At 62.7% G+C, this 22,503-nt stretch carries 23 protein-coding genes; 7 read left to right on the top strand and 16 right to left on the bottom strand.

The annotated features are described in order from the left end of the window. Window positions 1-16 precede the first annotated feature (16 nt). Window positions 17-1,516: a MocR-like pyridoxine biosynthesis transcription factor PdxR gene (pdxR, locus tag FCU66_RS14135; RefSeq protein ID WP_136616514.1), complete on the bottom strand. Its 1,500-nt coding sequence runs from the start codon at window positions 1,514-1,516 to the stop codon at window positions 17-19. Window positions 1,517-1,647: 131 nt separating this feature from the next. Between pdxR and FCU66_RS14140 the strand changes: the two genes are divergently transcribed. Then, window positions 1,648-2,829 carry an MFS transporter gene (locus FCU66_RS14140; protein WP_136616513.1) on the top strand — a complete coding sequence of 394 codons (1,182 nt, stop codon included), beginning with the start codon at window positions 1,648-1,650 and terminating at the stop codon, window positions 2,827-2,829. A 42-nt stretch (window positions 2,830-2,871) separates the two neighbouring features. Here FCU66_RS14140 and FCU66_RS14145 read toward each other — a convergent pair whose 3' ends face one another. After that, window positions 2,872-3,570, bottom strand: coding sequence for a helix-turn-helix transcriptional regulator (locus FCU66_RS14145; protein WP_136616512.1), 699 nt, complete (start codon window positions 3,568-3,570; stop codon window positions 2,872-2,874). 129 nt (window positions 3,571-3,699) lie between these two features. On the opposite strand from FCU66_RS14145, the gene FCU66_RS14150 reads away from it, so the two are divergent. Then, entirely contained in the window at window positions 3,700-4,335 is a 636-nt protein-coding gene (locus FCU66_RS14150; protein ID WP_136616511.1) for a LysE family translocator, read from the top strand. Window positions 4,336-4,373: 38 nt separating this feature from the next. On the opposite strand, the gene FCU66_RS14155 is transcribed toward FCU66_RS14150, so the two are convergent. The 8 genes from FCU66_RS14155 to FCU66_RS14190 form a co-directional block, all read right to left on the bottom strand. Next, entirely contained in the window at window positions 4,374-5,465 is a 1,092-nt protein-coding gene (locus FCU66_RS14155) for a 3-deoxy-7-phosphoheptulonate synthase (protein ID WP_136616510.1), read from the bottom strand. Between the two features lie 192 nt (window positions 5,466-5,657). Next, window positions 5,658-5,897: a type II toxin-antitoxin system Phd/YefM family antitoxin gene (locus FCU66_RS14160; RefSeq protein ID WP_136616509.1), complete on the bottom strand. Its 240-nt coding sequence runs from the start codon at window positions 5,895-5,897 to the stop codon at window positions 5,658-5,660. Window positions 5,898-6,230: 333 nt separating this feature from the next. Next, on the bottom strand, window positions 6,231-7,025 hold the full coding sequence (locus FCU66_RS14165) for an SDR family oxidoreductase (protein ID WP_136616508.1): 795 nt from the start codon (window positions 7,023-7,025) through the stop codon (window positions 6,231-6,233). A gap of 20 nt (window positions 7,026-7,045) precedes the next feature. Then, window positions 7,046-8,041 (bottom strand): inositol 2-dehydrogenase, encoded by a 996-nt coding sequence (iolG, locus tag FCU66_RS14170; RefSeq protein ID WP_136616507.1) that lies wholly within the window; start codon window positions 8,039-8,041, stop codon window positions 7,046-7,048. Between the two features lie 111 nt (window positions 8,042-8,152). Next, window positions 8,153-8,920 (bottom strand): ATP-binding cassette domain-containing protein, encoded by a 768-nt coding sequence (locus FCU66_RS14175; protein WP_136616506.1) that lies wholly within the window; start codon window positions 8,918-8,920, stop codon window positions 8,153-8,155. A gap of 2 nt (window positions 8,921-8,922) precedes the next feature. Then, window positions 8,923-9,999: an ABC transporter permease gene (locus FCU66_RS14180; RefSeq protein WP_109667012.1), complete on the bottom strand. Its 1,077-nt coding sequence runs from the start codon at window positions 9,997-9,999 to the stop codon at window positions 8,923-8,925. A 99-nt stretch (window positions 10,000-10,098) separates the two neighbouring features. After that, window positions 10,099-11,040: a sugar ABC transporter substrate-binding protein gene (locus tag FCU66_RS14185; protein ID WP_136616505.1), complete on the bottom strand. Its 942-nt coding sequence runs from the start codon at window positions 11,038-11,040 to the stop codon at window positions 10,099-10,101. A gap of 607 nt (window positions 11,041-11,647) precedes the next feature. Continuing rightward, window positions 11,648-12,679 (bottom strand): LacI family DNA-binding transcriptional regulator, encoded by a 1,032-nt coding sequence (locus FCU66_RS14190; protein WP_136616504.1) that lies wholly within the window; start codon window positions 12,677-12,679, stop codon window positions 11,648-11,650. 168 nt (window positions 12,680-12,847) lie between these two features. Between FCU66_RS14190 and FCU66_RS14195 the strand changes: the two genes are divergently transcribed. From FCU66_RS14195 to FCU66_RS14205, 3 genes are read left to right on the top strand one after another with little or no spacing between them, the layout of a single operon-like run. After that, the gene (locus FCU66_RS14195) at window positions 12,848-13,939 is read left to right on the top strand and encodes a fatty acid desaturase family protein (RefSeq protein ID WP_136616503.1); all 1,092 of its coding nucleotides are present in this window, start codon (window positions 12,848-12,850) and stop codon (window positions 13,937-13,939) included. A 52-nt stretch (window positions 13,940-13,991) separates the two neighbouring features. Continuing rightward, window positions 13,992-14,306: a MocE family 2Fe-2S type ferredoxin gene (locus tag FCU66_RS14200; protein WP_027039985.1), complete on the top strand. Its 315-nt coding sequence runs from the start codon at window positions 13,992-13,994 to the stop codon at window positions 14,304-14,306. Then, window positions 14,303-15,541, top strand: coding sequence for an NAD(P)/FAD-dependent oxidoreductase (locus FCU66_RS14205; RefSeq protein WP_168991750.1), 1,239 nt, complete (start codon window positions 14,303-14,305; stop codon window positions 15,539-15,541). The genes FCU66_RS14200 and FCU66_RS14205 overlap by 4 nt, the downstream gene beginning before the upstream one ends. A 219-nt stretch (window positions 15,542-15,760) precedes the next feature. Here the strand turns inward: FCU66_RS14205 and FCU66_RS14210 are convergent, their stop codons facing one another. From FCU66_RS14210 to hslV, 6 genes are all read right to left on the bottom strand, one after another. Then, window positions 15,761-16,720, bottom strand: a complete 960-nt coding sequence (locus FCU66_RS14210; protein ID WP_136616501.1) for a DUF1402 family protein — start codon at window positions 16,718-16,720, stop codon at window positions 15,761-15,763. A 233-nt stretch (window positions 16,721-16,953) separates the two neighbouring features. Beyond that, window positions 16,954-18,267, bottom strand: coding sequence for an ATP-dependent protease ATPase subunit HslU (hslU, locus tag FCU66_RS14215; RefSeq protein ID WP_136616500.1), 1,314 nt, complete (start codon window positions 18,265-18,267; stop codon window positions 16,954-16,956). 4 nt (window positions 18,268-18,271) lie between these two features. Then, window positions 18,272-18,871, bottom strand: coding sequence for a DUF2585 domain-containing protein (locus FCU66_RS14220; protein WP_136616499.1), 600 nt, complete (start codon window positions 18,869-18,871; stop codon window positions 18,272-18,274). A 49-nt stretch (window positions 18,872-18,920) separates the two neighbouring features. Further along, window positions 18,921-20,081 carry a hypothetical protein gene (locus FCU66_RS14225; RefSeq protein ID WP_168991749.1) on the bottom strand — a complete coding sequence of 387 codons (1,161 nt, stop codon included), beginning with the start codon at window positions 20,079-20,081 and terminating at the stop codon, window positions 18,921-18,923. Further along, complete coding sequence (locus tag FCU66_RS14230) at window positions 20,078-20,590, bottom strand: GNAT family N-acetyltransferase (RefSeq protein WP_136616498.1); 513 nt, start codon at window positions 20,588-20,590, stop codon at window positions 20,078-20,080. Before FCU66_RS14230 ends, FCU66_RS14225 begins: the two co-directional genes overlap by 4 nt. A 50-nt stretch (window positions 20,591-20,640) precedes the next feature. Continuing rightward, window positions 20,641-21,192 (bottom strand): ATP-dependent protease subunit HslV, encoded by a 552-nt coding sequence (hslV, locus tag FCU66_RS14235; protein ID WP_127289530.1) that lies wholly within the window; start codon window positions 21,190-21,192, stop codon window positions 20,641-20,643. Between the two features lie 230 nt (window positions 21,193-21,422). Between hslV and hisB the strand changes: the two genes are divergently transcribed. Then, window positions 21,423-22,022, top strand: coding sequence for an imidazoleglycerol-phosphate dehydratase HisB (hisB, locus tag FCU66_RS14240; protein ID WP_136616497.1), 600 nt, complete (start codon window positions 21,423-21,425; stop codon window positions 22,020-22,022). 4 nt (window positions 22,023-22,026) lie between these two features. After that, window positions 22,027-22,503 (top strand): DUF2628 domain-containing protein, encoded by a 477-nt coding sequence (locus FCU66_RS14245; protein ID WP_136616496.1) that lies wholly within the window; start codon window positions 22,027-22,029, stop codon window positions 22,501-22,503.

Genomic DNA, 22,503 nt, shown 5'->3' on the forward strand with positions numbered 1-22,503 from the left:
CGGAAGGCAGTTGTCGCTATCCATGCCCGGCATGTCCCTGAAGGACTGCCGTGGCCAACCGCCTGACACCAGGCGCCGCATCCTCGCGATGCAGGGCGGAGAAGCCAAGAAGAAGACCGTGGCTGACATCAGGAGCAAGATGCATCGAAGAGATCGGCACCACGGTGACGCCGGATCGGCGAGCTGCCTGCGCGATTGAGACATCGTCGAAGCCCAGTGGCAATCGGGCGAGGAGATGGACCCCTTGCATGGGCACTTCAATCCCGATCCCCGGCTGATCGACAAATTCTTCGCGCAACAGCGACACCAACATGTCGCGCGACGCACGGTATGTTTCCCGCAGCCGCCTGAGGTGGCTGGAAAAATGCCCCTCGCTCAGGAAGTCGGCGACCACCAGCTGGTGAAACGGGGCGGGGAACCGGTCGAGCAGCACGCGCATCGCGCGGATGGCCGGCACGAGCTCCGTCGGGACCACCAAATAGCCCAGCCGAAGACCGGGCAGCAGCGCCTTGCTGAACGTGCCGAGATAGATGACCCTGTCGTGCTCGTCGACACCTTGCAGCGCGGCCAGCGGGCGATCATCGTAGCGAAACTCGCTGTCATAATCGTCCTCGAGAATCCACGCACCCTTCGCCGCGGCCCAATCGATCAGCGCCAGGCGGCGCGCCATCGAAAGCACCGTGCCTGTTGGATATTGATGTGACGGCGTCACATAGACGGCCCTGACGTTTTCCGTGCGTTCGGCGAGCACATCCACATTGATCCCATGCGGATCGACCGGGATGGGAATGAGTTTGGCGCCACCGGCCGTAAAGGCCAGCCGTGCCGGCGGGTAGCCCGGCTCTTCGATCGCGACATTGTCTCCCCTGTCGATCAGGGTGCGAATGGCAAGATCGATCGCCTGCTGCGAGCCGGAGGTGATGAAGACGCGGTCTGGTTCGCAGCGTACGCCTCGCGCCGCCGCGAGATAGGTCACCACCTCGCTGCGCAGCCGTTCCTCTCCTTGCGGATCCCGGTAATGATCGCAGAGCGCGTCGAGATGGCGATGACCTATGCGCTTGAGAATGGCACGCGTCCTGCCGTCCGGTTCGGCCCGGCCGGTAGCGAAAGGGACCTGGGGTTGCGGATCGAGTAACGCATTTCCAATGACCGAGCGCGCCGCTGACGAGATGTCGCTTTTTGCGGCTGCACGTGCGGGGGTGGTTCGGCGCGCGCGCTCCGACCGTCCCGGCACGTCAACTGAAACAAAGGTGCCGGATCCGTGCTGGCCGACGACATAGCTCTCGCTCAACAGCGTGTCATAGGCTTCTACCACGACACCGCGTGATACGCCCCAAAACCCGGCTGCCGCCCGTGTCGAGGGCAGGCGTGCGCCCGCAGGCATCCTGCCGGAGACAATCGCGTCGCGCAGGGCGAAATAGAGCTGCCGGCCAATCGACGCCTGCGATGCGCGGTCGATGGCGATGTCGACCAGATGTGTGGCGCCTTCGTGCCGGCGCGATGCCTTTTCGGCCATGGCGCTCCCCTCAAGTGGTCTCCTGAATCAGCTCCAAGAGGACCTGTAAAACAATCGGAATCTAAAGGATGAGTGTACCACATTTTCCGTAGAAATGCAGGACGCTTTTGACAGGAAAGGTGCGGGCTCCCATGCGCACATTGCACGCCTATTTGCTCTTCGTTGCCACCTTGCTCACATCGATGGGTTATGGCGCCACCTTCCTGCTCACCGAGCATTTTCGAGCGCTCGGCGGCAGCGAGATTGAAACCGGCACGACGCTTGGTGGCGCCATGCTGGGCACGCTTGTCGGCGTTCCCCTCGTCGGCTGGTTTGCCTGGCGCCTCGGCGCCGGCCGTATGGCGGGACTTGGCGCGATGCTGGTTGCCTGTGGCTATCTCGGCCTGGCGTCGCTATCGACGCTGACGCCGCTGATCGGCGTCGCCGGCTTCTTCATCGGCCTTGGCTGGGGCATTTTCTTCCTGGCCGCGCCGATGGCGCTTTCGATGCGCGTGGCCGATCAGGATCGCGGTTTCTGGTTTACGCGTTATGGTGCGTTCCAGATGGGCGGGATTGGGCTGAGCCCGATCGTGGCGAGCGCGCTGATCAGCGAGGTCGGGCTCACGACGGGGCAGGCATTTGGCGCCGTCACTTTGATTTGCCTGCTGGCCGCATTGCTCTTGGCCGTGTTCGAAACCATCGCGGTACGGCCGGTCGCGGCAGCGATCAAGGCAGCGGGCAACGCCTGGGTGCGGGCCCTGCCGGCGTTGCTGCGCACACGCGCGATCTACCCCATACTGATGGTCGGACTTGGCGCCTGTGTGTTCAGCGGGTTGCTGACCTTTCAGACGTCGCTGGTCCGCGGCACCGGACTTCAAGCCAGCACCTTCTTTGCCGTCTATGCAATCACCGTTGTCGCGTCGCGGTTTTTGCTTGCGCCGGTGATTGGCCGTGCCAGGGGCGATCATGTTGCGGTTATCCTGCTGGCGGTCATGATCGCCGGCGTCATTGTCGCCTTTGGTCTCGCCTATGGCGTGGTGGTCCAGATCGCCAGCGCGATCCTGCTGGGTGTTGGCTACGGCCTGGTCTATTCGGTCATACAGACACAAGCGGTGAACGATGCTCCCGCCGAACACCGCAATGCCGCGCTGACATGGTTCGTCGTTGCCTACTTCCTGGGCGTCTTTGGCTTCCCGATGCTTGGCGGATGGCTGATCGTCAATGTCGGGACCAGTGGGTTCCTGGTTGCGATCCTCTTGTTTGCAATGGCCGAAATCGGGTTGGCGCTGCTGCGCGGACAACGCCTTGCCGCCGAAGACATCCAGGCGACATGACCGTGGCCCGTTGCAAACCGGCGGCCCCTTCGCGGGGCCGTCTCAACCACCGGCAGCGGCGTTCGTCTCCCAGCCGTTGACCCAGACCTGCCGCAACCGATCGCCTTCACCCTTGAACCGTAGTCCCGTCGCCTGGCAATCCTCGATCCGGTCGCTGCGGAAATTGCGGATGGCCTGGCGCAACTCGCACCAGGCGACGATGTTGGCGGTTTCGGCGTAATAGATCAGGGCGATCGGCCGGACGAGCCGCTCGGAGGCGCGACCCATTTCGTCGCGATAGGAGAGGTCGAGCTTCTCCTCGTCACGGATGGCGCGGCGCACCAGCGCCAGATCGATCGCGCCGGTCGAAGGCGCGGCAAAACCCCATGCATGCAACGCATTGGCGTCGAATGCCTGGCGCAAGGGCGGCGGCACCGCGCCGGCGATCTTGGCGCTGACGCGCTTGGCCGCCTGCTTGAGCTCGCTGTCGCCCGTGCGCTCCAGCAGCGCCAGCGACAGGACGATCGCCTCCATCTCCTCGATCGAAAACATCAGCGGCGGCAGGTCGAAGCCGGGGCGCAGGATGTAGCCGATGCCGCGCCCGCCCTCGATCGGCACGCGCATCGCCTGCAGTGCGGCGATATCGCGATAAATCGAGCGCACCGTCACTTCCAGCCGCTCGGCAATCGTTGCCGCCGTCACCGGCTGCCGCGCCAGCCGCACGATCTGGATGATCTCGAACAGGCGCGACGCCTTGCGCATTTTTCACTCGGGGTTCCGATCGCAACTGACACACCATCGTCAGTTGGGCTGACCTATAGGAGCGCCTATCGAGTTGAGAATCAACACATTCCGCTGCGGCCAGGCCGGGCGAAGCGACAGGCAACTGACATGGGTTATGCGGAAAATCTCTGGCTTTTCTGTCTCCTCCTCTTCGGTATCATCATCGTGCCCGGCATGGATATGCTTTTCGTGCTTGCCAATGCGCTGACCGGTGGCGGCAACAGGGGACTTGCCGCGACCGGCGGCATCATGCTGGGCGGCGTGGTGCATACGCTGAACGGCGCGCTCGGCGTCGGCCTGCTGATGCATTTCGTGCCGATGCTCTACAATCCGCTGCTGATCGCCGGCGCCGCCTACATGGCCTTTATCGGTCTGACGCTGATGCGCAGTTCGATCAAGGTCGGCCATGATGGGCCTGCCGGCAGCCGCTCCGCATGGAAGGCGTTTCGCCAGGGTTTTGTGACCTGCCTGATCAATCCAAAGGCCTATCTCTTCGTCTTCGCGGTCTATCCGCAATTTCTGAAGCCGGACTACGGTCCGATCTGGATGCAGGCTTCCATCATGGGATTGATGACGATCGCCATGCAGTTTGCCGTCTATGGCGGGCTTGCCATATCAGCCGGTCGCAGCCGAAATCTGCTGGTTGCCAATCCCCGGGCGACCGCCTTTGCCGGTCGGGCGGCGGGGCTGCTTCTGGTTGCGGTTTCCGTACTCACCGCGTGGGAAGGGCTAAGGGCGGCGTGATCCTTGCAAGCGCCGCCCTTTCCATGCCGCCATCCGTATCAGGCGGCTCCCTGGCGGCTCTCGATCATGGCGCGGCGCACCGAGCGGCGCCACTCGACGGCGCCGGCAAGGCCGTGCAGCACCGTCTCGGTGGTCGCCCAGTCGATGCAGCCATCGGTGATGCTCTGGCCATAGACGAGCGGCTTGCCTGCTACCACGTCCTGCCGGCCGGCGACGAGGTTGCTCTCGATCATGACGCCGATGATGCGCTCGTCGCCCGCCGCGACCTGGCCGGCGACATCGGCCGCCACCTTGGGCTGGTTCTCGGGCTTCTTGGCTGAGTTGGCGTGGCTGACATCGATCATCAAACGGGGCGCGACGCCGATGCGGGCAAGTTCCGTGCTGGCAGCCTCGACGCTCGTCGCGTCATAATTGGGCGCAACTCCGCCGCGCAGGATGACGTGGCAGTCCTCATTGCCGGTCGTCGTCGCGATGCCGCTGCGTCCGCCCTTGGTCACCGCCATGAAATGATGCGGCTGGGCGGCGGATTTCACCGCCTCGGCGGCGATCCGCAGATTGCCGTCGGTGCCGTTCTTGAAGCCGACCGGGCAGGACAGGCCGGAAGCAAGCTCGCGGTGGATCTGGCTCTCGGTCGTGCGCGCGCCGATGGCGCCCCAGGCGACGAGGTCGGCGATATATTGCGGCGTGGTCATGTCGAGGAATTCGGTCGCCGCCGGCAGGCCGAGATTGTTGACGGCGGAGAGCACGTTGCGCGCCATCCTCAGTCCCTTGTCGATGTTGAAGCTGCCGTCGAGGTCGGGATCGTTGATCAGGCCCTTCCAGCCGACCGTCGTGCGCGGCTTTTCGAAATAAACCCGCATCACGATCTCGAGCCGGTCCGACAGGCTCTCGCGCAGCGCCGCCAGACGGCTGGCATAGTCCACGGCGGCGACCGGATCGTGGATCGAACACGGGCCAACAATGACCAGCAGCCGATCGTCGGTACCGTTCAAAATGGCGTGGATCGCGTTGCGCGACGCGGTCACGGTGCGCGTCGCCGTCAGCGTGCGCGGGATCTCCCGCATCACCTGGTCCGGCGTACTCAATTCTCGGATTTCCTTGACCCGAAGATCATCTGTGGTGGTCAACACGGCTTTCTGCTCCTGTTTGGGAAACCTGCCGGCTGAAAACAAAAAAGCCGCCAGGTACGGCGGCTGTTCGGATCTTGTTGCTGCAATCTTCAGATCGAGCGCAATCCTCCCGCCGCCAGCGAGCTCCTAAAGTACCAATACGTGGCGGTCAGGTTGATCATGAGGCTCATATAGTCGATGCGGAGGCGTTTGTCACGCCTTTGATGCAAGGAGATCGGTGCCTCGTAGCGGCGAGTTGAGCAGGAACTCCGCAAGCGTACCCTTTCGCGCGGCCTTCCGAAGCCACTCTTCGGCCGAGACAACAACCACGATTGGTTTGCCGTTTCTGGTGATCGTCTGCGGTGAGGACTGCGCGCGTTCGATAACCTCCGAAAACTGAGCTTTTGCCCCAGCGACCGTCCAGTTGGTATTCTCTTTGGGCGCAGACAGCATTGCGACCTCCATGACCAGTCTGACTATCTTGACTATAGGGAATGGCGTTGCGGCGGCAACAGGGAGGGGCTGACCGACGGTAGCCAATCGCGGGATGGGTCGAAGCCTTCTCGACTTCGTCATCCCTGGGCGAAGCAGGAGCGAAGCTCCGTCGCGGAGACCCTGGGATCCATGCCGCGACCTTAACCGTAGAGTGCAGCGGAGCAGAATTCTGCACCGCTGCAACACTTAGAAGTCGCGGCATGGATCCTCGGGTCTGCGCCGCGTCGCTACGCTCCTTGCTCCGCCCGTGGATGACGAAGTGATGGGCGTTTCCGCTAGACTTGCCTGCTGCTACTCCGGCGAAGACCCCGCAATGCTCTGGTCATAGTCGACAAGCGATCCGGTCATGACGCCCGACTGCGGACTGACCATGTAGCTGATCAGCCGGGCAAGCTGGTCCGGCTTCACCAGCTGGCCCATCGGCTGGGCCGCTTCCGCCTTTTGCAGCCAGTCGTCCGGCGCATCGTGCCATTTCTTCTGCACGATGTCCTCACCCTCTGTGTCCATCCAGCCGGGCAGCACCGCGTTGCAGCGGATGCGGTTGTAGCGATAGGTATTGGCGACATTCTTGGTCAGCGTCATCAGCGCCCCCTTGCTGGTCGAATAGGGCGTCAGGAACGACTGGCCGCAATGCGCCGACATCGACAGCACATTGACGATCGAGCCCGGCGCCTTCTTCTCCAGCAGATGCGCCACCACGCCCTGCATCAGGAAAAACGGGCCGCGCACATTGGTGTCGAAGATCGTGTCGAACAGCTCCTCGGAGGTTTCGACAAGTGAACCGCGCGCCGACGTCGCGGCGGCATTGACCAGGGCGTTGATGGTGCCGAAATGCGAGATCGCGGTTGCGACCGCACGCTTGCAGTCGGCGACATCAGAGACGTCGGCGCTGATGAAGATCGCGTCGACGCCCGATTTCTTGAAATGGGCGACAGCCTTGTCGCCTTTTTCCTGCGAGCGGCCGATGAGCGCCAGCGCCCGGCAGCCCTCGTCGGCCAGCGCCTCGGCAACAGCAAAGCCGATGCCTTGCGCGCCGCCGGTGACGATGGCGCGCGTTTTGGAATTGCGATCGGCTGTTCCGCTCATCGCCCTGCTCCTGTGGGTTCTTACTTGTCGAGACGGACGGTCTTGCCGGTCGTTGCCGACTTCAGCGCCGCATCCGCCAGCTTCAGCGCCACGAGGCCATCGGCCCCGCTCGGTGCCGCCTTCTTGCCCGACGTTGCCGCAGCGATGAAGGCAGCGATCTCATTGGCATAGGCGTCGAGATAGCGGGTCATGAAGAAGTCGTGCAGCGGCGGGCGCGTATAGCCCTTCTCATTGGCCAACTCGATCGACACCGGCCGCTGGTTCTCGGCAGCAATCATGCCCTTCGAGCCATGCACCTCGATGCGCTGGTCGTAGCCATAGGTGGCGCGCCGTGAGTTGGAGATGACGGCCTGCTTGCCGGAAGCGGTTTCCAGGATGACGCTGACGCTGTCGAAATCGCCGGCAGCACCGATCTTCTTGTCGACCAGAACCGAGGCATGGGCGCTTACCGCCACCGGCTCCTCGCCGAGCAGGAAGCGCGCCATGTCGAAATCATGGATGGTCATGTCGCGAAAAATGCCGCCCGAACGCTTGATGTAGTCGATCGGCGGCGCGCCCGGATCGCGCGAGGTGATGGTGACCATTTCGACGGTGCCGATGGCGCCGTCGTCGATCGCCTTGCGTACGGCGGCGAAATGCGGATCGAAGCGGCGGTTGAAGCCGACCATCAGCGTCGCCTTGGTCTTCTCGACCACGGCCAGGCATTTCTCGACGCGCTTGACGTTGAGGTCGATCGGCTTCTCGCAGAAGATCGCCTTGCCGGCCTTGGCGAAGCGCTCGATCAAATCGGCATGGGTGTCGGTCGGCGTGCAGATGACGACGGCGTCGATATCCGCTGATTTTTCGATGGCGTCGATGGTGCGCACTTCAGCGCCATAGGCTGATGCCAGTTCCTTCGCTGCCTTCTCGAACGCGTCGGCGACGGCAACCAGTTTGGCCTGCGGGTTGGAGCCGACGGCGCGGGCGTGGACCTTGCCGATGCGGCCGGCACCGAGGAGGGCGAAGCGGAGAGTCATGGAATGTCCTTTGAGGGTGGTTCGAAGCGGGGCGCCGGTGATGGGCGCGGGTGATTTACGGTCAAGACAAGATCGACAGGGAGGCGGTGACCACCGCCTCCGCGCCCGGCCTCAAGCCGCGAGTTCCGCCTCGCCGGTCTTGGCGCCGGTGATGTAGGAGACGATATCGTTGCCGTCGGTGTCCTGCTTGCGCAAATTGGCGACGATGCGGCCACGCCGGAACACGACGATGCGGTCGCAAAGGTCGAACACCTGGCGCATGTTGTGGCTGATCAGGATCAGCGGCTCGCCATTGTCCTTCAGCGTGCGGATGATGTTTTCGACCTGTGCGGTCTCCTGCACGCCAAGGGCGGCCGTCGGCTCGTCCATGATGATCAGCTTGGAGGCGAAGGTCGCGGTCCGGGCGATCGCCACGCACTGGCGCTGGCCGCCGGACATGTGGCGGATGGTGTTGGACAGGTTGGGGATCTTCACCGCCGTGCGGATCAGCGCCGCCTCGGTCGCCTTGCGCATATACTTGCGGTCCAGGATCGAGAACGGCCCGAGGTTGAACAGCACCTTTTCGCGGCCGAGGAACAGGTTCGACGGCACGTCGAGATCGTCGGCCAGCGCCAGGTTCTGGAACACGGTTTCGATGCCGGCCGTGCGGGCCTCGATCGGCCCGGCAAAATTCACTTCCTTGCCATCGAACCAGATCTGGCCGCTGGTGCGCTGCTCGACGGCGGTGATCTGGCGCACGAAGGTCGATTTGCCGGCACCGTTGTCGCCCATGATGGCGACATGCTCGCCCTTGCGCAGTTCGAAGTTCGCGCCTTCCAGCGCATGCACGCCGCCATAGCGTTTGGTCAGGTTTTCGGTCTTCAGGACGATGTTTGACATGGTCAAGCCCTCATTGCCCGCAGGCGTTGGCGCCACTGGTCGAGAACCACCGCACCGACGATGATCACGCCCTTGACCATCTCCTGATAGTAGGCGTCGAGGCGCAGGAAGGTGAAGCCGGAGATGATGACGCCGAAGATCAGCGAGCCGATCACGGTGCCGATGATCGAGCCGCGGCCGCCCGACAAGGAGACGCCGCCGATGACCGCCATGGCGATGGCGTCGAGTTCGTACATCACGCCCATGCCGGACTGCGCGGTCAGGTTCTTGGAGCTCAGCACCACGGCGGCGAGTGCTGCAAGCACACCGGCGATGACGTAGACGAGGATCTTGTGGTTGGCGATCTTGATGCCGGACATGCGCGCGGCGTCCTCGTTGGAGCCGATCGCATAACAATGCTTGCCATACCTTGTGTAGGTCATGATCAGCTGGAACAGCACCGCCAGCGACAGGAAGATGATGACGGGCATCAAGCCTTTGCCGATGGCCGCGAAACCCTCGGTGGGAAACGAGATCGGCTGGCCCTTGGACCACCATTTGGCGATGCCGCGCGCGGTGACCATCATGCCGAGCGTGGCGATGAACGGCGGAATGCGCGTGTAGGCGATCAAGGCGCCGTTGACGAGGCCGGCAAACAGGCCGCAGCCGATCGCGACCAGCACCGGCACGATGACAGGCAGGTCGGTCCAGCCCTGGGCAAGGAACATCGCCTTGGGGTTAGGATTGCCGTTGACGGTGGCTACCTGGGCAAAACTCATGGCGATCATCGCGGTCGCGCCGACGATCGAACCCGAGGACAGGTCGATGCCGCCGGTGATGATCACCTGCGTCACGCCGATGGCGATGATGCCGACGATCGAGACCTGCAGGATGATGATCTGCAGGCGGGCTTCGTTGAAGATCGCGCTGACGTCGCTGCGGGTGTTGAACAGGAAACTGTCGCCGAGAAAGATGCGGCCGATCAGTTCGAAGACGACGACGAGGATGACAAGCGCCAGGAAAACGTTGAGTTCGGCAGGCCATGCGCGCTTCTTCGCATCATAGCCGACTCCGCCGACGCCATGAGATGTCTGTGCCACGTATTCTGTCCTCCGTCAGCCGCGGTCGCCCCTCGCTGCCTTGCCGGCGCTGAGGGAAAGAGGAGCAGCGCTGTGAGCGCCGCTCCGTATGTCCGCTGCTCAGTTCTTCTTCAGGAACTTGTCGATGTTCGCCGGCGTCACCAGCTGGAAGGGGACGTAGACCTTGTGCTCGACCTTCTCGCCCTTGGCCAGCTTGAGCGCCGCATCCAGTGCGCCCGCGCCCTGGCCGGCCGCGTCCTGGAACACGGTTGCGTCGAGGTCGCCCGCCTGCATGGCGGCAAGCGCGTCCTGGGTGGCGTCGACGCCGCCGACGACAACCGACTTCATGTCGATGTTGGCGGCCTTCATCGCCTGGATGGCGCCGATGGCGCTTTCGTCATTGTTGGCGATCACGCCATCGAACTTCTTGCCGGTCGAAAGCCAGTTGGTCATCAGGTTCTGCGCCTCGTCGCGGTTCCAGTTCGACGTCTGCTTGTCGATGATCTTGATGAAGCTGCAATCCGGCGTGGCGATCACCTCTTCGATATCCTTGGTGCGCTGCACGGCGGCCTGGTTGGAAAGCTCGCCCATGATCACATAGACATTGGCTTCCTTCTTGCCGGCTTCCGTGAACAGGCGGCAGACTTCCTTGGTCTCGAGCGTGCCGGAATCGGCCTCGTTCGAGGCGACGAAGGCCTGGTTGTCAGGCAGCGTGTCGACGTTGACCGGCTCGCGGTTGACGTAAACCAGCGGGATCTTGGCGGCCGCCGCGGCATCCGACATCGCTTGCGTGGCCGAGGTGTCGACCGGGTTGACGATGATCGCATCGACGCCCGAAGCGGCGAAGTTCTTGATCTGGTCAAGCTGCTTGGCGACGTCGTTCTGCGCGTCCTCGACCTGCAGCTCGACGCCGCTCATGCCCTTGGCCTGCTCGATCATGCCGTTGCGCAGGACGGTCAGGAAGTTGTCGTCGAATTTGGCCATCGACACGCCAACCTTGGCGGCAAAAGCGGATGAACTCATCAGCGCCGCGAAAGCGACGCCCAAAATCAGTTTCTTCATTGTCTCTCTCCTCCACTCTTGGTGTCCGGTTGCACCGATCTATCCGGAATCCCCGATCTCCCCGGGGAATCTCTCCCTGATATCGTTTCTGTTCCGGGTGACGCCTTGCCGTTTGTGGAACGCCAGACCCTCTGTATGAAACAGATGTGCCGGAACGAAAGAACCAAAATACACAGTTGGTGAAATATTTATTCCATTTTGCCGTAAGGCGTCAAGGGAGATTCCAAAACCCGATGCGCGATTTTCGGATGATGGGTGGTCGAAGCCGAGGCCAGGCTGAGCCTATAAGTGGTCGAGGCCAACGCGCTGACCGGCTCTCAGTCGCCACCATCCGCGATTTGCGAAAGCATCCCGACTTCGTCATCCTAGGGCGAAGCAGGAGCGAAGCTCCGTCGCGAAGACCCTAGGATCCATGCCGCGACGGTCGGCACGAGCACGGCGGTTCTGAATGTGGTCGTGGTGCCCAGGCGGAGCTGCTCCTGCACCGTTGCATCGCTCCGAAGTCGCGGCATGGATCCTCGGGTCTGCGCTGCGTCGCTACGCTCCTTGCTCCGCCCGTGGATGACGAAGTCGGGGATGTTTCGGCCAACATCGAGAGTCGCTCTCCCTAGATATTCTCAGGCAGATAGATGTCGAACGGCAGGAAGGTCTGGCCAGGCGCGTTCGCCGCACCCGTCTCGATGGCGTGCGCCATCAGGTCGACCAGTTCGCGGCACAGTGCCGCCAACGGCGTCGAGATCACCATCGTCAGGATGCCATCCGCCAGGGCAGAACGCGATGTCGCGTTGATCTCGTTGCAGATGACCGCGGGCATCTCGGCCGGCTTTGCCTGCCTGAGCGCTGCGACAGCGCCTTCCATGCCGCCGCCGGCGACATAGCAGCCAACCAGATCAGGGTGGCGGCCAAGGAGATCGAGCAGCGTGTCCTGGGTAATCTGGTTGGCTTCCAGATTGACCAATGTCTCGAGCAAGGTGAATTCCGGCGCCTGCTCGCGAAAGAAGGAGCGAAAGCCGATCTCGCGCAGCTCGTGGCCGTGGAAGCGATGGCTGCCGACGAAAAGCGCAACCTTGCCCGGCCGTTTCGCCGCCTTCGAGATCATCCAGGCCGCACTGCGGCCGACCTTGCGGTTGTCGAGGCCGACATAGCCTTCGCGGATGCCGGCGGCGAAGTCGGACAGCAGGGAAAACACCGGCAGCCCTTTGGCCTTCATCTCCTCGACGGCAACCGTCAGCGTCGGGTGATCAGGCCCGACCAAAGCGACGGCCCTGCATTTGGTCGCCAGCCTGCGCGCGCGCTCGACGATTTCATCGGGGGCCAGCGAGTCCGCAAAGTCGATTGTGGCGACGCCACGGAAGCGCGGCGATCGCGACACGGCAAGTTCAAGCTCGCGGGCGAACTCGCTGTAGAAAACATAATTGCCCTTGAGCAGCAGGAAGCCGAGCCGATACTCGGGCAATTCATGGCGCATCCGCTGCTTGATCAGGCCTGCGGCGTGATAGCCGATCTCGGTCGCCGCCTCATAGACGCGGCGTGCCGTTTCCTCGCGCACCGGCAGGCGGCTGTTGAGCACGCGGTCCACCGTGGCGACACTGACACCGGAGATGCGCGCCAGGTCTGATATGGTCGGCCGTTTCGCCATGCTTGCCTCATCGGATTGCCTGAGGCTTCCTACATCATTCTGATAGGAAATGATAGAAACTATCTTTGTGATGTTGAGTCTATCATGGGCTAGCGCTATTTTCAGTCTCGAAGCCAATGAGTGGCTGGCATTCGCTATGGCGAGCGCCGTTTGCCGTGGGAGGCAATCATGACCGCAACACCATCCCGGCGTGACTACAGCCTGATCGGCCGCGACGCCAAGCTCGCCGTCGAGACCGGCCTGTCGGCGGCCGAATGGTATCACACCGAGATTCCGCGCAAGCAGATGAAGGAGCTGATGCAGCGCTCCGACGGGCCGGCGATCCGCGATACCATCATCTGGTTCGCCGCGCTGATCGTCAGCGGCGCCGGCGGCGCCTGGTTCTGGGGTAGCTGGTGGTGCGTGCCGTTCTTCTTCGTCTATGGCGTGCTCTACGGCTCGTCGACGGATTCACGCTGGCACGAATGCGGTCACGGCACCGCCTTCCGGACGCAGTGGATGAATGATGCGGTCTATCAGATCGCCTGCTTCATGATCATGCGCAATCCGGTGACCTGGCGCTGGAGCCACACGCGCCATCACACCGACACCATCATCGTTGGCCGCGACCCGGAAATCTCGGTCATGCGGCCGCCGGATCTGCTGCGCGCCATCCTCGGCTTCGTCGGCGTGCTCGACGCCTGGCATGCGATGAGCGACATGCTGCGCAACGCCGCCGGCAACATAAGCGCGGCGGAAAAGACCTTCATTCCCGAACAGGAGCAGCCAAAGGCGATCCGCATCGCCCGCATCTGGACGGCGATCTACGCCGCCACCATCGCGCTGGCGCTGTATTCCGGTTCGTTCCTGCCGCTGATGCTGGTCGGCCTGCCCAGGCTCTATGGCGCCTGGCATCACGTCATGGTCGGGTTGCTGCAGCATGGCGGCCTGGCCGACAATGTCACCGACCATCGGCTCAACAGCCGCACCGTCTACATGAACCCGATCAGCCGCTTCATCTACTGGAACATGAACTACCATGTCGAGCATCACATGTTCCCGATGGTGCCGTATCATGCGCTGCCGAAGCTGCACGAACTGATCAAGCACGATCTGCCGGCGCCGACACCGTCGATCCTGGCCGGCTACCGCGAGATGATTCCGGCCTTCCTGCGCCAGCTGCGCAACGAGGACTATTTCCTCAAGCGGGAGCTGCCGCCGACCGCCAGGCCTTATCGCGAGGAATTCCACGACAACGCCGTCGCCGCCGCAGCGGAATGATTGCTCGGTCGTCCGGATTTCCAGGGAGGCCCGATTTTTGAAGGAGGAATCAATGAGCGACTGGGTCGAGGCCTGTGCCACCGGCGACATCGACGAGGAGGATGTGATGCGCTTCGACCATGGCGGCCGCACCTTCGCCATCTATCGCAGCCCCGACGATGAGTTCTTCGCCACCGACGGCCTCTGCACGCACGAAAAGGTGCATCTGGCCGACGGGCTGGTGATGGACGACATCATCGAATGCCCCAAGCACAATGGCCGCTTCAACTATAAGACGGGTGACGCCCGCGGCGCGCCGGTCTGTGTCAATCTGAAAACCTATCCGGTCAAGGTCGATGCCGGCAAAGTCCTGATCCGGATCGGATGACTGACATGGCGCGGGGAATGGTCATCATCGGCGCCGGCGAATGCGGTGGGCGTGCAGCGTTGGCTCTGCGCGAACTGGGTTACGACGGGCCGGTGACGCTGGTCGGCGATGAGCCGCATCTACCCTACGAGCGCCCGCCGCTGTCCAAGGACGCGATGGTCAGCGAAGCGCCTGAAATCAAGGCGATCGCCAGCGACGCAATTCTGGCCGAGAAATCGATCCGGCATATCCATTCCGTTCAGGCTGTCGCGATCGACCGTACGGCGCACGCGGTGCGCCTGTCTGACGGTTCGGTCCTGCCCTACGACAAGCTCCTGCTGGCCACCGGCTCGACGCCGCGCAAGCTGCCGATGCCGGGGCTGGGTCGGCGCTGCGTCTATCTCAGAACCTTCACGGACGCGCTCGCCATTCGCGCGCATCTCACCGCCGGCAACCGTATCGCCATCATCGGCGGCGGCTTCATCGGTCTCGAACTCGCTGCCGCAGCCCGCAAGCTCGGTGCCGCGGTCACCGTCATCGAGGCGCAGTCACGCATTCTGATGCGTGGTGTGCCGGCCGAGATCGCCCGGATCATCCATGATGCGCACGTCGCCGAGGGCGTCGACATCCTGTGCGGCGACGGCATCGCGTCCATCGCCGACGATGGCAACGAGGTGCGGATCACACTTGCCGACGGACAGGAGATATCAGCCGATCTTGCCGTCATCGGCATCGGCGCCATGCCGGTGACCGGACTTGCGGCCGAAGCGGGCCTGACCATCGACAACGGCATCGCTGTCGATGCCGAGCTACGCAGCAGCGATCCCGACATCTTTGCCGCCGGCGATTGCTGCTCGTTTCCGCTCACCGTCTATGGCGGCCGCCGCGTGCGGCTGGAAGCCTGGCGCAACGCCCAGGAGCAGGGCGCGCTGGCGGCCAGGAACATGCTCGGCGCCGGCGAGGCGCATGCGGCGGTGCCGTGGTTCTGGTCGGATCAATACGGTCTGTCCCTGCAGATCGCCGGGCTGTCCGACGAAGGCCGCAGCACCGTGCGCCGCGACCTCGAAGGCGGCGCTTTCATCCTCTTCCATTTGGCCGAAGACGGCAGGCTGGTCGCGGCCAGCGGCATCGGCCCCGGCAATGCGGTCGCCCGCGACATCAGGTTGGCCGAAATGCTGATCGGCAAGCGGGCGAAGCCGGCGCCGGAGGCGCTCGGTTCGCAGGCCGTCAAGCTGAAGTCGCTCCTGGCGGCGTAAGGTTTTGCGCCAACTATTGAGGTCTGCGCTGCCCCTCATCTGCCTGCCGGCATCTTCTCCCCGTGAACGGGGAGAAGGACGCTGTCTCTGCAACGTTCGAGATTGAAGAAAGCGCCGGCACAGCCTCTTTCTCCCCGTTCTACGGGGAGAAATGCCCGGCAGGGCAATGAGGGGCGGCGCAAACGCCGAAAGTTCTAGCCCGCAGCTGAATGCAGCGCGCTAAAACAGCGCCTTCAACTCCGACAATTTATCATTCACCAGCCAGCCGTAATAATTCTCCTCCGGCAGCTTCTCCGGCTCGCCGGCGGCCCGGCGCCTGTCGTTCTCGGCCTTCAGCGCATAGGCGCGCTGCTCCGGATTGCCGACATTGTAGAGCGTGGCGGTCAGCCCCGGATTGCCCGAAATGTCGAAGCCGGCAATGCTCTTGTAGGCGTCGATCGATTTCCTGATCGTCGCGGCGACGTAAGGCAGCGTCAGATCGGGATCCATGATGGTCTTGTAGACCGAATTGGGATCGCCGACATCGAGCTTCGGCAGGCCCGACACCTTGTGCACGAGATCGCTCATCTGCAATGCGGTCAAAGGATTGAGCTGGCCGAGGCCGAAGGTCTGGCCGGCATAGTAGGGCTGGAAGAAGGTGGCGCCGAAACGGTCGTCGGGAAAGCTTGTCCCGCCGACGCTCTTGCCGCGAAACGAATGGTTCCACACCTGCTCGCGGCATTCCCACAGATCATAGCTGTCGGACATCCCGGCGCATTTCTTGAATTCCGGCCGCTGCACGAAATCGGTGATGTCCTCGCCGTCAAAAGCGAAGGAGAGCTTGCTGGAGAGGTAGGAGATCGCCTTGACATAGTAGGTTTGCAGCCGGTCGTAGGCATCGACATTGTAGGTATGCTCGCCGACGATGGCGCCGACAATATGCATCGGATCGATGCCGTAGGCGGCCGCGGCCTTCCTGATCTTGCCGCGCAATTCGGCGTCGTTCTGCAGCAGGGCGTAGACCTTGCGGTACTTCGCCTGGAAGGTGGTGTTGGTCGCCTGCGTGCGCCGGCTGGAGGCGCCGGGAATGTCGGGCTGCTCGGCATTGCGGTTTCCCGCCGGCACCAATGTCGACGCCTCAGTGGCGTACAGCGTCGCCGCCATCGTCAAGCCGAGAATGATCAGGATCAGTTTTTTCATGCGCCGCCGCCCAAGCAATTCCAGGAAAAGTGTGAAACGGTTTTCCGTCCGGGATTGCGTCAACCAAGAGATCGAGAATTGCCGCGCAAACTAGGTAAAGCTCTTGGTCGAGTCGAGAGCACCCCTTCACCCGGCACTACGAAAGGTGGCCAGATGGTACCATCTGGCCACACATGATTTTGTTCGCCGGAAAATGTGCCTGGACCGGCGCCGGAATGGCCCGGCGCCGTCGTTTAAAGGATGAATCGCGACAAATCTGTGTTTCGGGACAGATCGCCGACATGTTTTTCCACATAGGCGGCGTCGATGGTGACGCTAGTGCCGTTGCGGTCCGGCGCGTCATAGGAGATTTCGTCCAGCACCCGCTCCATCACCGTCTGCAGCCGCCTTGCGCCGATGTTCTCGACGCTGGCGTTGAGGTCGACGGCGATGCCGGCCAGCGAATCGATGGCGTCGTCGGTGAAGGTCAGGTCGACGCCTTCGGTCTTCATCAGCGCGATATACTGCTTGATCAGGCTCGCTTCGGTCTCGGTCAGGATGCGGACGAAATCGTCCTTCTCCAGCGCCCGCAGCTCGACGCGGATCGGCAGGCGGCCCTGCAGTTCCGGCAACAGGTCTGACGGCTTCGAGACGTGGAACGCACCCGAGGCGATGAACAGGATGTGGTCTGTCTTCAGCGGTCCGTATTTGGTCGCCACCGTGGTGCCTTCGATCAGCGGCAGCAGGTCGCGCTGCACACCTTCGCGAGAAACGCCGGCGCCCATGCCGCCTTCGCGCGACGCGATCTTGTCGATCTCGTCGAGGAAGACGATGCCGTCATTTTCCGTCGCATCGAGTGCCCGGCGCACCACCTCGTCCTGGTCGAGCAGCTTGTCGGATTCGTCGTTGACCAGCAGGTCGTAGGATTCCTTCACCGTCGTCTTGCGCGTCTTGGTCTTCTTGCCGCCCATCGCCTTCGACAGCATGTCGTTGATGTTGAGTACGCCGATATTGGCGCCCGGCATGCCGGGGATCTCGAAACCGGGCATGCCGCCAGTGCCGGTATCGGCAACCTCGACCTCGATCTCCTTGTCGTCGAGTTCGCCGTCGCGCAGCTTCTTGCGGAAGCTATCGCGCGTGGCCGGGCTCGCCGTCTTGCCGACCAGCGCTTCCAGCACGCGTTCCTCGGCGTTGATGTGGGCGCGCGCCTTGACGTCCTCGCGCATCTTCTCGCGCACCAGGCCGATGGCGATCTCGACCAGGTCGCGGATGATCTGCTCGACGTCACGGCCGACATAGCCGACTTCGGTGAATTTGGTCGCCTCGACCTTGACGAAGGGCGCACCGGCCAGCCGCGCCAGGCGGCGCGAGATCTCGGTCTTGCCGACGCCGGTCGGCCCGATCATCAGGATGTTCTTCGGCATCACCTCTTCGCGCATCTGGCCTTCCAGCTGCTGGCGGCGCCAGCGGTTGCGCAAGGCAATGGCCACGGCGCGCTTGGCGTCCTTCTGGCCGATGATGAAGCGGTCGAGTTCCGAAACGATTTCGCGGGGAGAGAAGGTGCTCATATCACTAAATTCCACTTTGCCACTGCTTGATGGCCTCGAACGGATGCAGCAGCATGATCACGTTGAGTGTCAGATTGTCCCGGATGAGATAGCCGGTACCCAGTTCGAAGATGATGGCGAGGCTGACGATCACCCATATAGGTAGCCTTCGCGCCATCACAAATCCCAGCACCATGGCCAGTGTGTCGGATACCGAATTGATGATGCTGTCGCCGTAATAATCGAGCGAGATCGTGCCGGCGCGATAGCGGTCGATGATGAACGGGCTGTTCTCGAGCAGCTCCCAGCCGCCCTCGATGAGAACGGCGAATGCCAGCCTCAAGCCGATCGGCGAGCGCGGGAATAGGAACCTGGCCAGCGCGTAGAACAGGAAGCCGTGGATGATGTGCGAGAAGGTGTACCAGTCCGAAATGTGCTGGGAATTCTCCGAACTCTGCACGACGCCATGCCAGAGCTTGACGTAGCCGCAGGTGCAGATCGGTGTCCGGCCCATCAGATAGAGCGTGACGGCCTGGGCAATGATCAGCCCAAGCACGATCAGCAGCCCCATCCGCCAGCTGTTTTCGTAGGCCGAGACCTGTTTGTCGTCGCCCGATGCGTTCATGCCCTATTGCCTCTCTTCCGCGTCGCCGTCTCGACCATCACAAAGCCCATCACGCCTTCAGCGGCGGTAGCCGGCGGATCACGGTCGCCGGCAAGGTGGGTTTGACGACAATCCGCCGGATACGCTGCCAGCCAGCCCCGAACAGAATAATCAGCGCGCCAACAACGACCAGGATCAAGGCAAAAGGCGGGATACCCGTCGAATCGGAGGCGGAATTCACCAGATAATAGATGCCCAGCGAGCCGAAGTAAGCCAATGTAGGAACCAGAAGCGAACGGCGGTCTATGGCAAGCGCGACATAGAGGAAGCCAAGGATCAGGATCGTCAGCATGATGGTTGCATTGGCATCCGGCGCGATATGTCCGAATACGACGTTCTGGCCGGTTGCCATGATAAAGAGCGGATGCACCAGCATGGGCGCCGAGACGACATGCAGCCAGAAAGCGCAATCGGACCAGATCTTGCGTCGATCCCTATCGTAAATGTCAAAAGCTACACCCGTTGCGAACACGATCAGGCCGCAGATCAGCGGCATGTAAAGTGCCGCGCGGAGCAATTCGGGAACATCCTCAAGGCGCGGTGGCGCGATCGCCCCCGTTGTCACACTGTCATACAGGATTATCGCCGTTTGCAGGAAGGCAAGCAGTGTCAAGGCGATGGCGATAGCCCCGGCAATGATGGGGACGCGAAAGCGCCAGAAATAGATCGCCGCCGCAATTATTCCTCCGCCCAGGAACAGATATCCGGCCCGGGACGCCGTCTGGCGCAACGCCAATAGCTGCCAGATAGTCTCCGGCTTGCGTATGCCGAAGCTGGCCTCCACTTGTAGCGCCAGAGCGGCCAGAATGGCGGCCATGAAAATCAGGGCAAGCACGGACGACGATAATTTCATCCGGTGCTGACGCGTGACAATTTCGGCGAGCCCCCAGGCGAAAACCGCGAGGATGCCAGCGATCCAGAATGTCTGGCCTGGAAGCAAGGTGGTGAGGACAAAGAAGAAGCCGGCGCTGAGCAGAACGGTTCCCACGGTGACGAACAGATCGTTGCCGCCGCCGACCAGCCGCAGGTTTTCCTCGTCACCCTCGTCATCGGTGCGCCTGGCCTCGGGGGCGACAGCGACCGCGCGTTCCATGGCCTCCAACTGATCGCGCAGGGTCTGCGAGATCAAACCTTTCGCGACTGCCTTGTCGAGTGTTTCGGCGCTGATCAATTGGGCTCCTGCGTCGCGTCGCGCGCCATCATCAGGGCTGGCCCGTATTCCGTTGTTCTGGTGTCAAAGGCAACAAAGCCGGCCTTTTCATAGGCGCGGATGGCCCTGATATTGGCGGGGTTAGGGTCGATGATGACGCGCGGCACGCCTTCCTCGAACAGTTGTTCGACGAACTGCCGCACGATCGCCGAACCATGGCCGAGCCCGATCAGCTCCGGCCGGCCGATCGACAGGTCGATGCCCAGCGTGCCGAACGGCTGGTCGGCATAGGGATGGTCGTCTTCCAGATGCGGGTCGTAGCTCTGCAGATAGGCGATCGGCCTGCCGTCGAGTTCGACGATCAGCGGCTCGACGGAAATGCTATCGATGTGGTCGCGAATCCCGGCGATTTCCGTCTCGGGATCGTCCCACCACTCGGCAACATGCGGCTCGGCGAGCCAGCCGGCGATCATCGGCAGGTCTTTCTCGGTCACCGGCCGAAAATCGTATCTATATTCTTGTTCAACCATGATCTTTCCCGAAAACCGGTTTCCACTTTTCGGGATCATGGTCGGCCTGCTCAGCCGACATCGAGCGTTTCGACGACAAAATTGTTGTTGGTGTAGACGCAGATGTCGGAGGCGATCTGCATCGCCTTGCGGGCGATCTCCTCGGCATCCTTGTCGCTGTCCATCAGCGCGCGGGCCGCGGCCAGGGCGTAATTGCCGCCGGAACCGATGGCCATGACGCCAAATTCGGGTTCGAGCACATCGCCGGTGCCGGTCAGCGCCAGCGACACCGACTTGTCGGCCACCAGCATCATCGCTTCCAGCCGGCGCAGATAGCGGTCGGTGCGCCAGTCCTTGGCGAGCTCGACGCAGGCGCGCGTCAGCTGGTCGGGATATTGTTCGAGCTTGGCTTCGAGCCGCTCCAGCAGCGTGAAGGCGTCGGCAGTGGCGCCGGCGAAACCGGCAATCACATTGCCGCCCTTGCCGATGCGGCGCACCTTTTTAGCGTTGCCCTTCATGATGGTCTGGCCGAGGCTGACCTGGCCGTCGCCGGCGATCACCACCTTGTTGCCCTTGCGCACCGTCACGATGGTCGTGGCGTGCATGGTCAGTTCATTGGACATTTCCTGGCTCCGAGCAGCGCTATCCCAAAAAGGCGATTGGCGCGGTACGAGTAACTTTGATCGGCCATATGTATGCATGGGACCGATGATTGCAAACGGCTCGATACCGTCCGGGATGGCAACTGGCAATCGCCGGACCATGCTGCTAGAAGGCTTTCGTTTTCAAGCCTGCGAGCGCTTGAAGCCTCTGAGCCGGTCACGATGTGAACCTCTGGGACAAGGATAGAGTGATGCCGCCCCGTTCCGCCGAAGCAAGCCGCAAGACCAAGGAAACCGACATCTCCGTGTCGGTCCATGTCGACGGCTCCGGCAAGTCGGATATCGCCACGGGGGTCGGCTTCTTCGACCATATGCTGGACCAGCTGTCGCGCCACTCCCTGATCGACATGACGGTCAAGGCGAAGGGCGACCTGCATATCGACGACCATCACACGGTCGAGGACACCGGCATCGCGCTCGGCCAGGCGCTGGCCAAGGCGCTCGGCGAGCGGCGCGGCATCATGCGCTATGCCTCGATCGACCTTGCCATGGACGAGACGCTGACGCGCGCGGCGATCGACGTATCCGGCCGTCCGTTCCTGGTCTGGAATGTCTCCTTCTCGTCGCCGAAGATCGGCACGTTCGATACCGAACTGGTGCGCGAGTTCTTCCAGGCGCTGGCGCAGAATGCCGGCATCACGCTGCATGTCACCAACCATTATGGCGCCAACAACCACCACATCGCCGAGACCTGCTTCAAGGCGGTGGCGCGTGCGCTGCGCGCGGCTCTCGAACGCGATCCGCGCCAGCCGGACGCGGTTCCCTCCACCAAGGGATCGTTGAAGGGGTAAGGCCATGGCCAGCTATGTCGTGATGGAACCGCCCGGCCGCAGCGAGAAGGTCGATACGACGGCCTTTGTCCGCGATGGCTTCGCGTGGCTTGGTTTTCTGGTGCCGCCACTCTGGTTCGCCTGGCATCGGCTGTGGATCGAAGCAGCACTTGCCTTCGTCGTCATGGGCCTGCTTTCGATGCTGGGCCAGAAGCTTGGCCTTGGGCTGGCCGGCTCGCTGCTGTCGCTGCTGGTTTCGCTCTATGTCGGGCTGGAAGGGCAGGGCCTGCGCATATCGGCACTTCGCCGGCGCGGCTGGCACGAATGGGGCGTGGTACAAGCCGGCAGGCTTGACGATGCCGATATACGCTATGCGCTGGAGGCGGAAACGCTTGCCGAGGAGGCTGCGCCGGTGCCGCGCATGGTTCCCGATGCTACCCTTGCGCGCCCTTCGCAGCCGGGCATCGCGCTGGGGCTGACCCACATCCCGGGAAGAAGCTGA

Origin of the sequence: Mesorhizobium norvegicum, assembly GCF_004919685.1 — a bacterium.
Taxonomy (GTDB): Bacteria; Pseudomonadota; Alphaproteobacteria; order Rhizobiales; family Rhizobiaceae; genus Mesorhizobium; species Mesorhizobium norvegicum.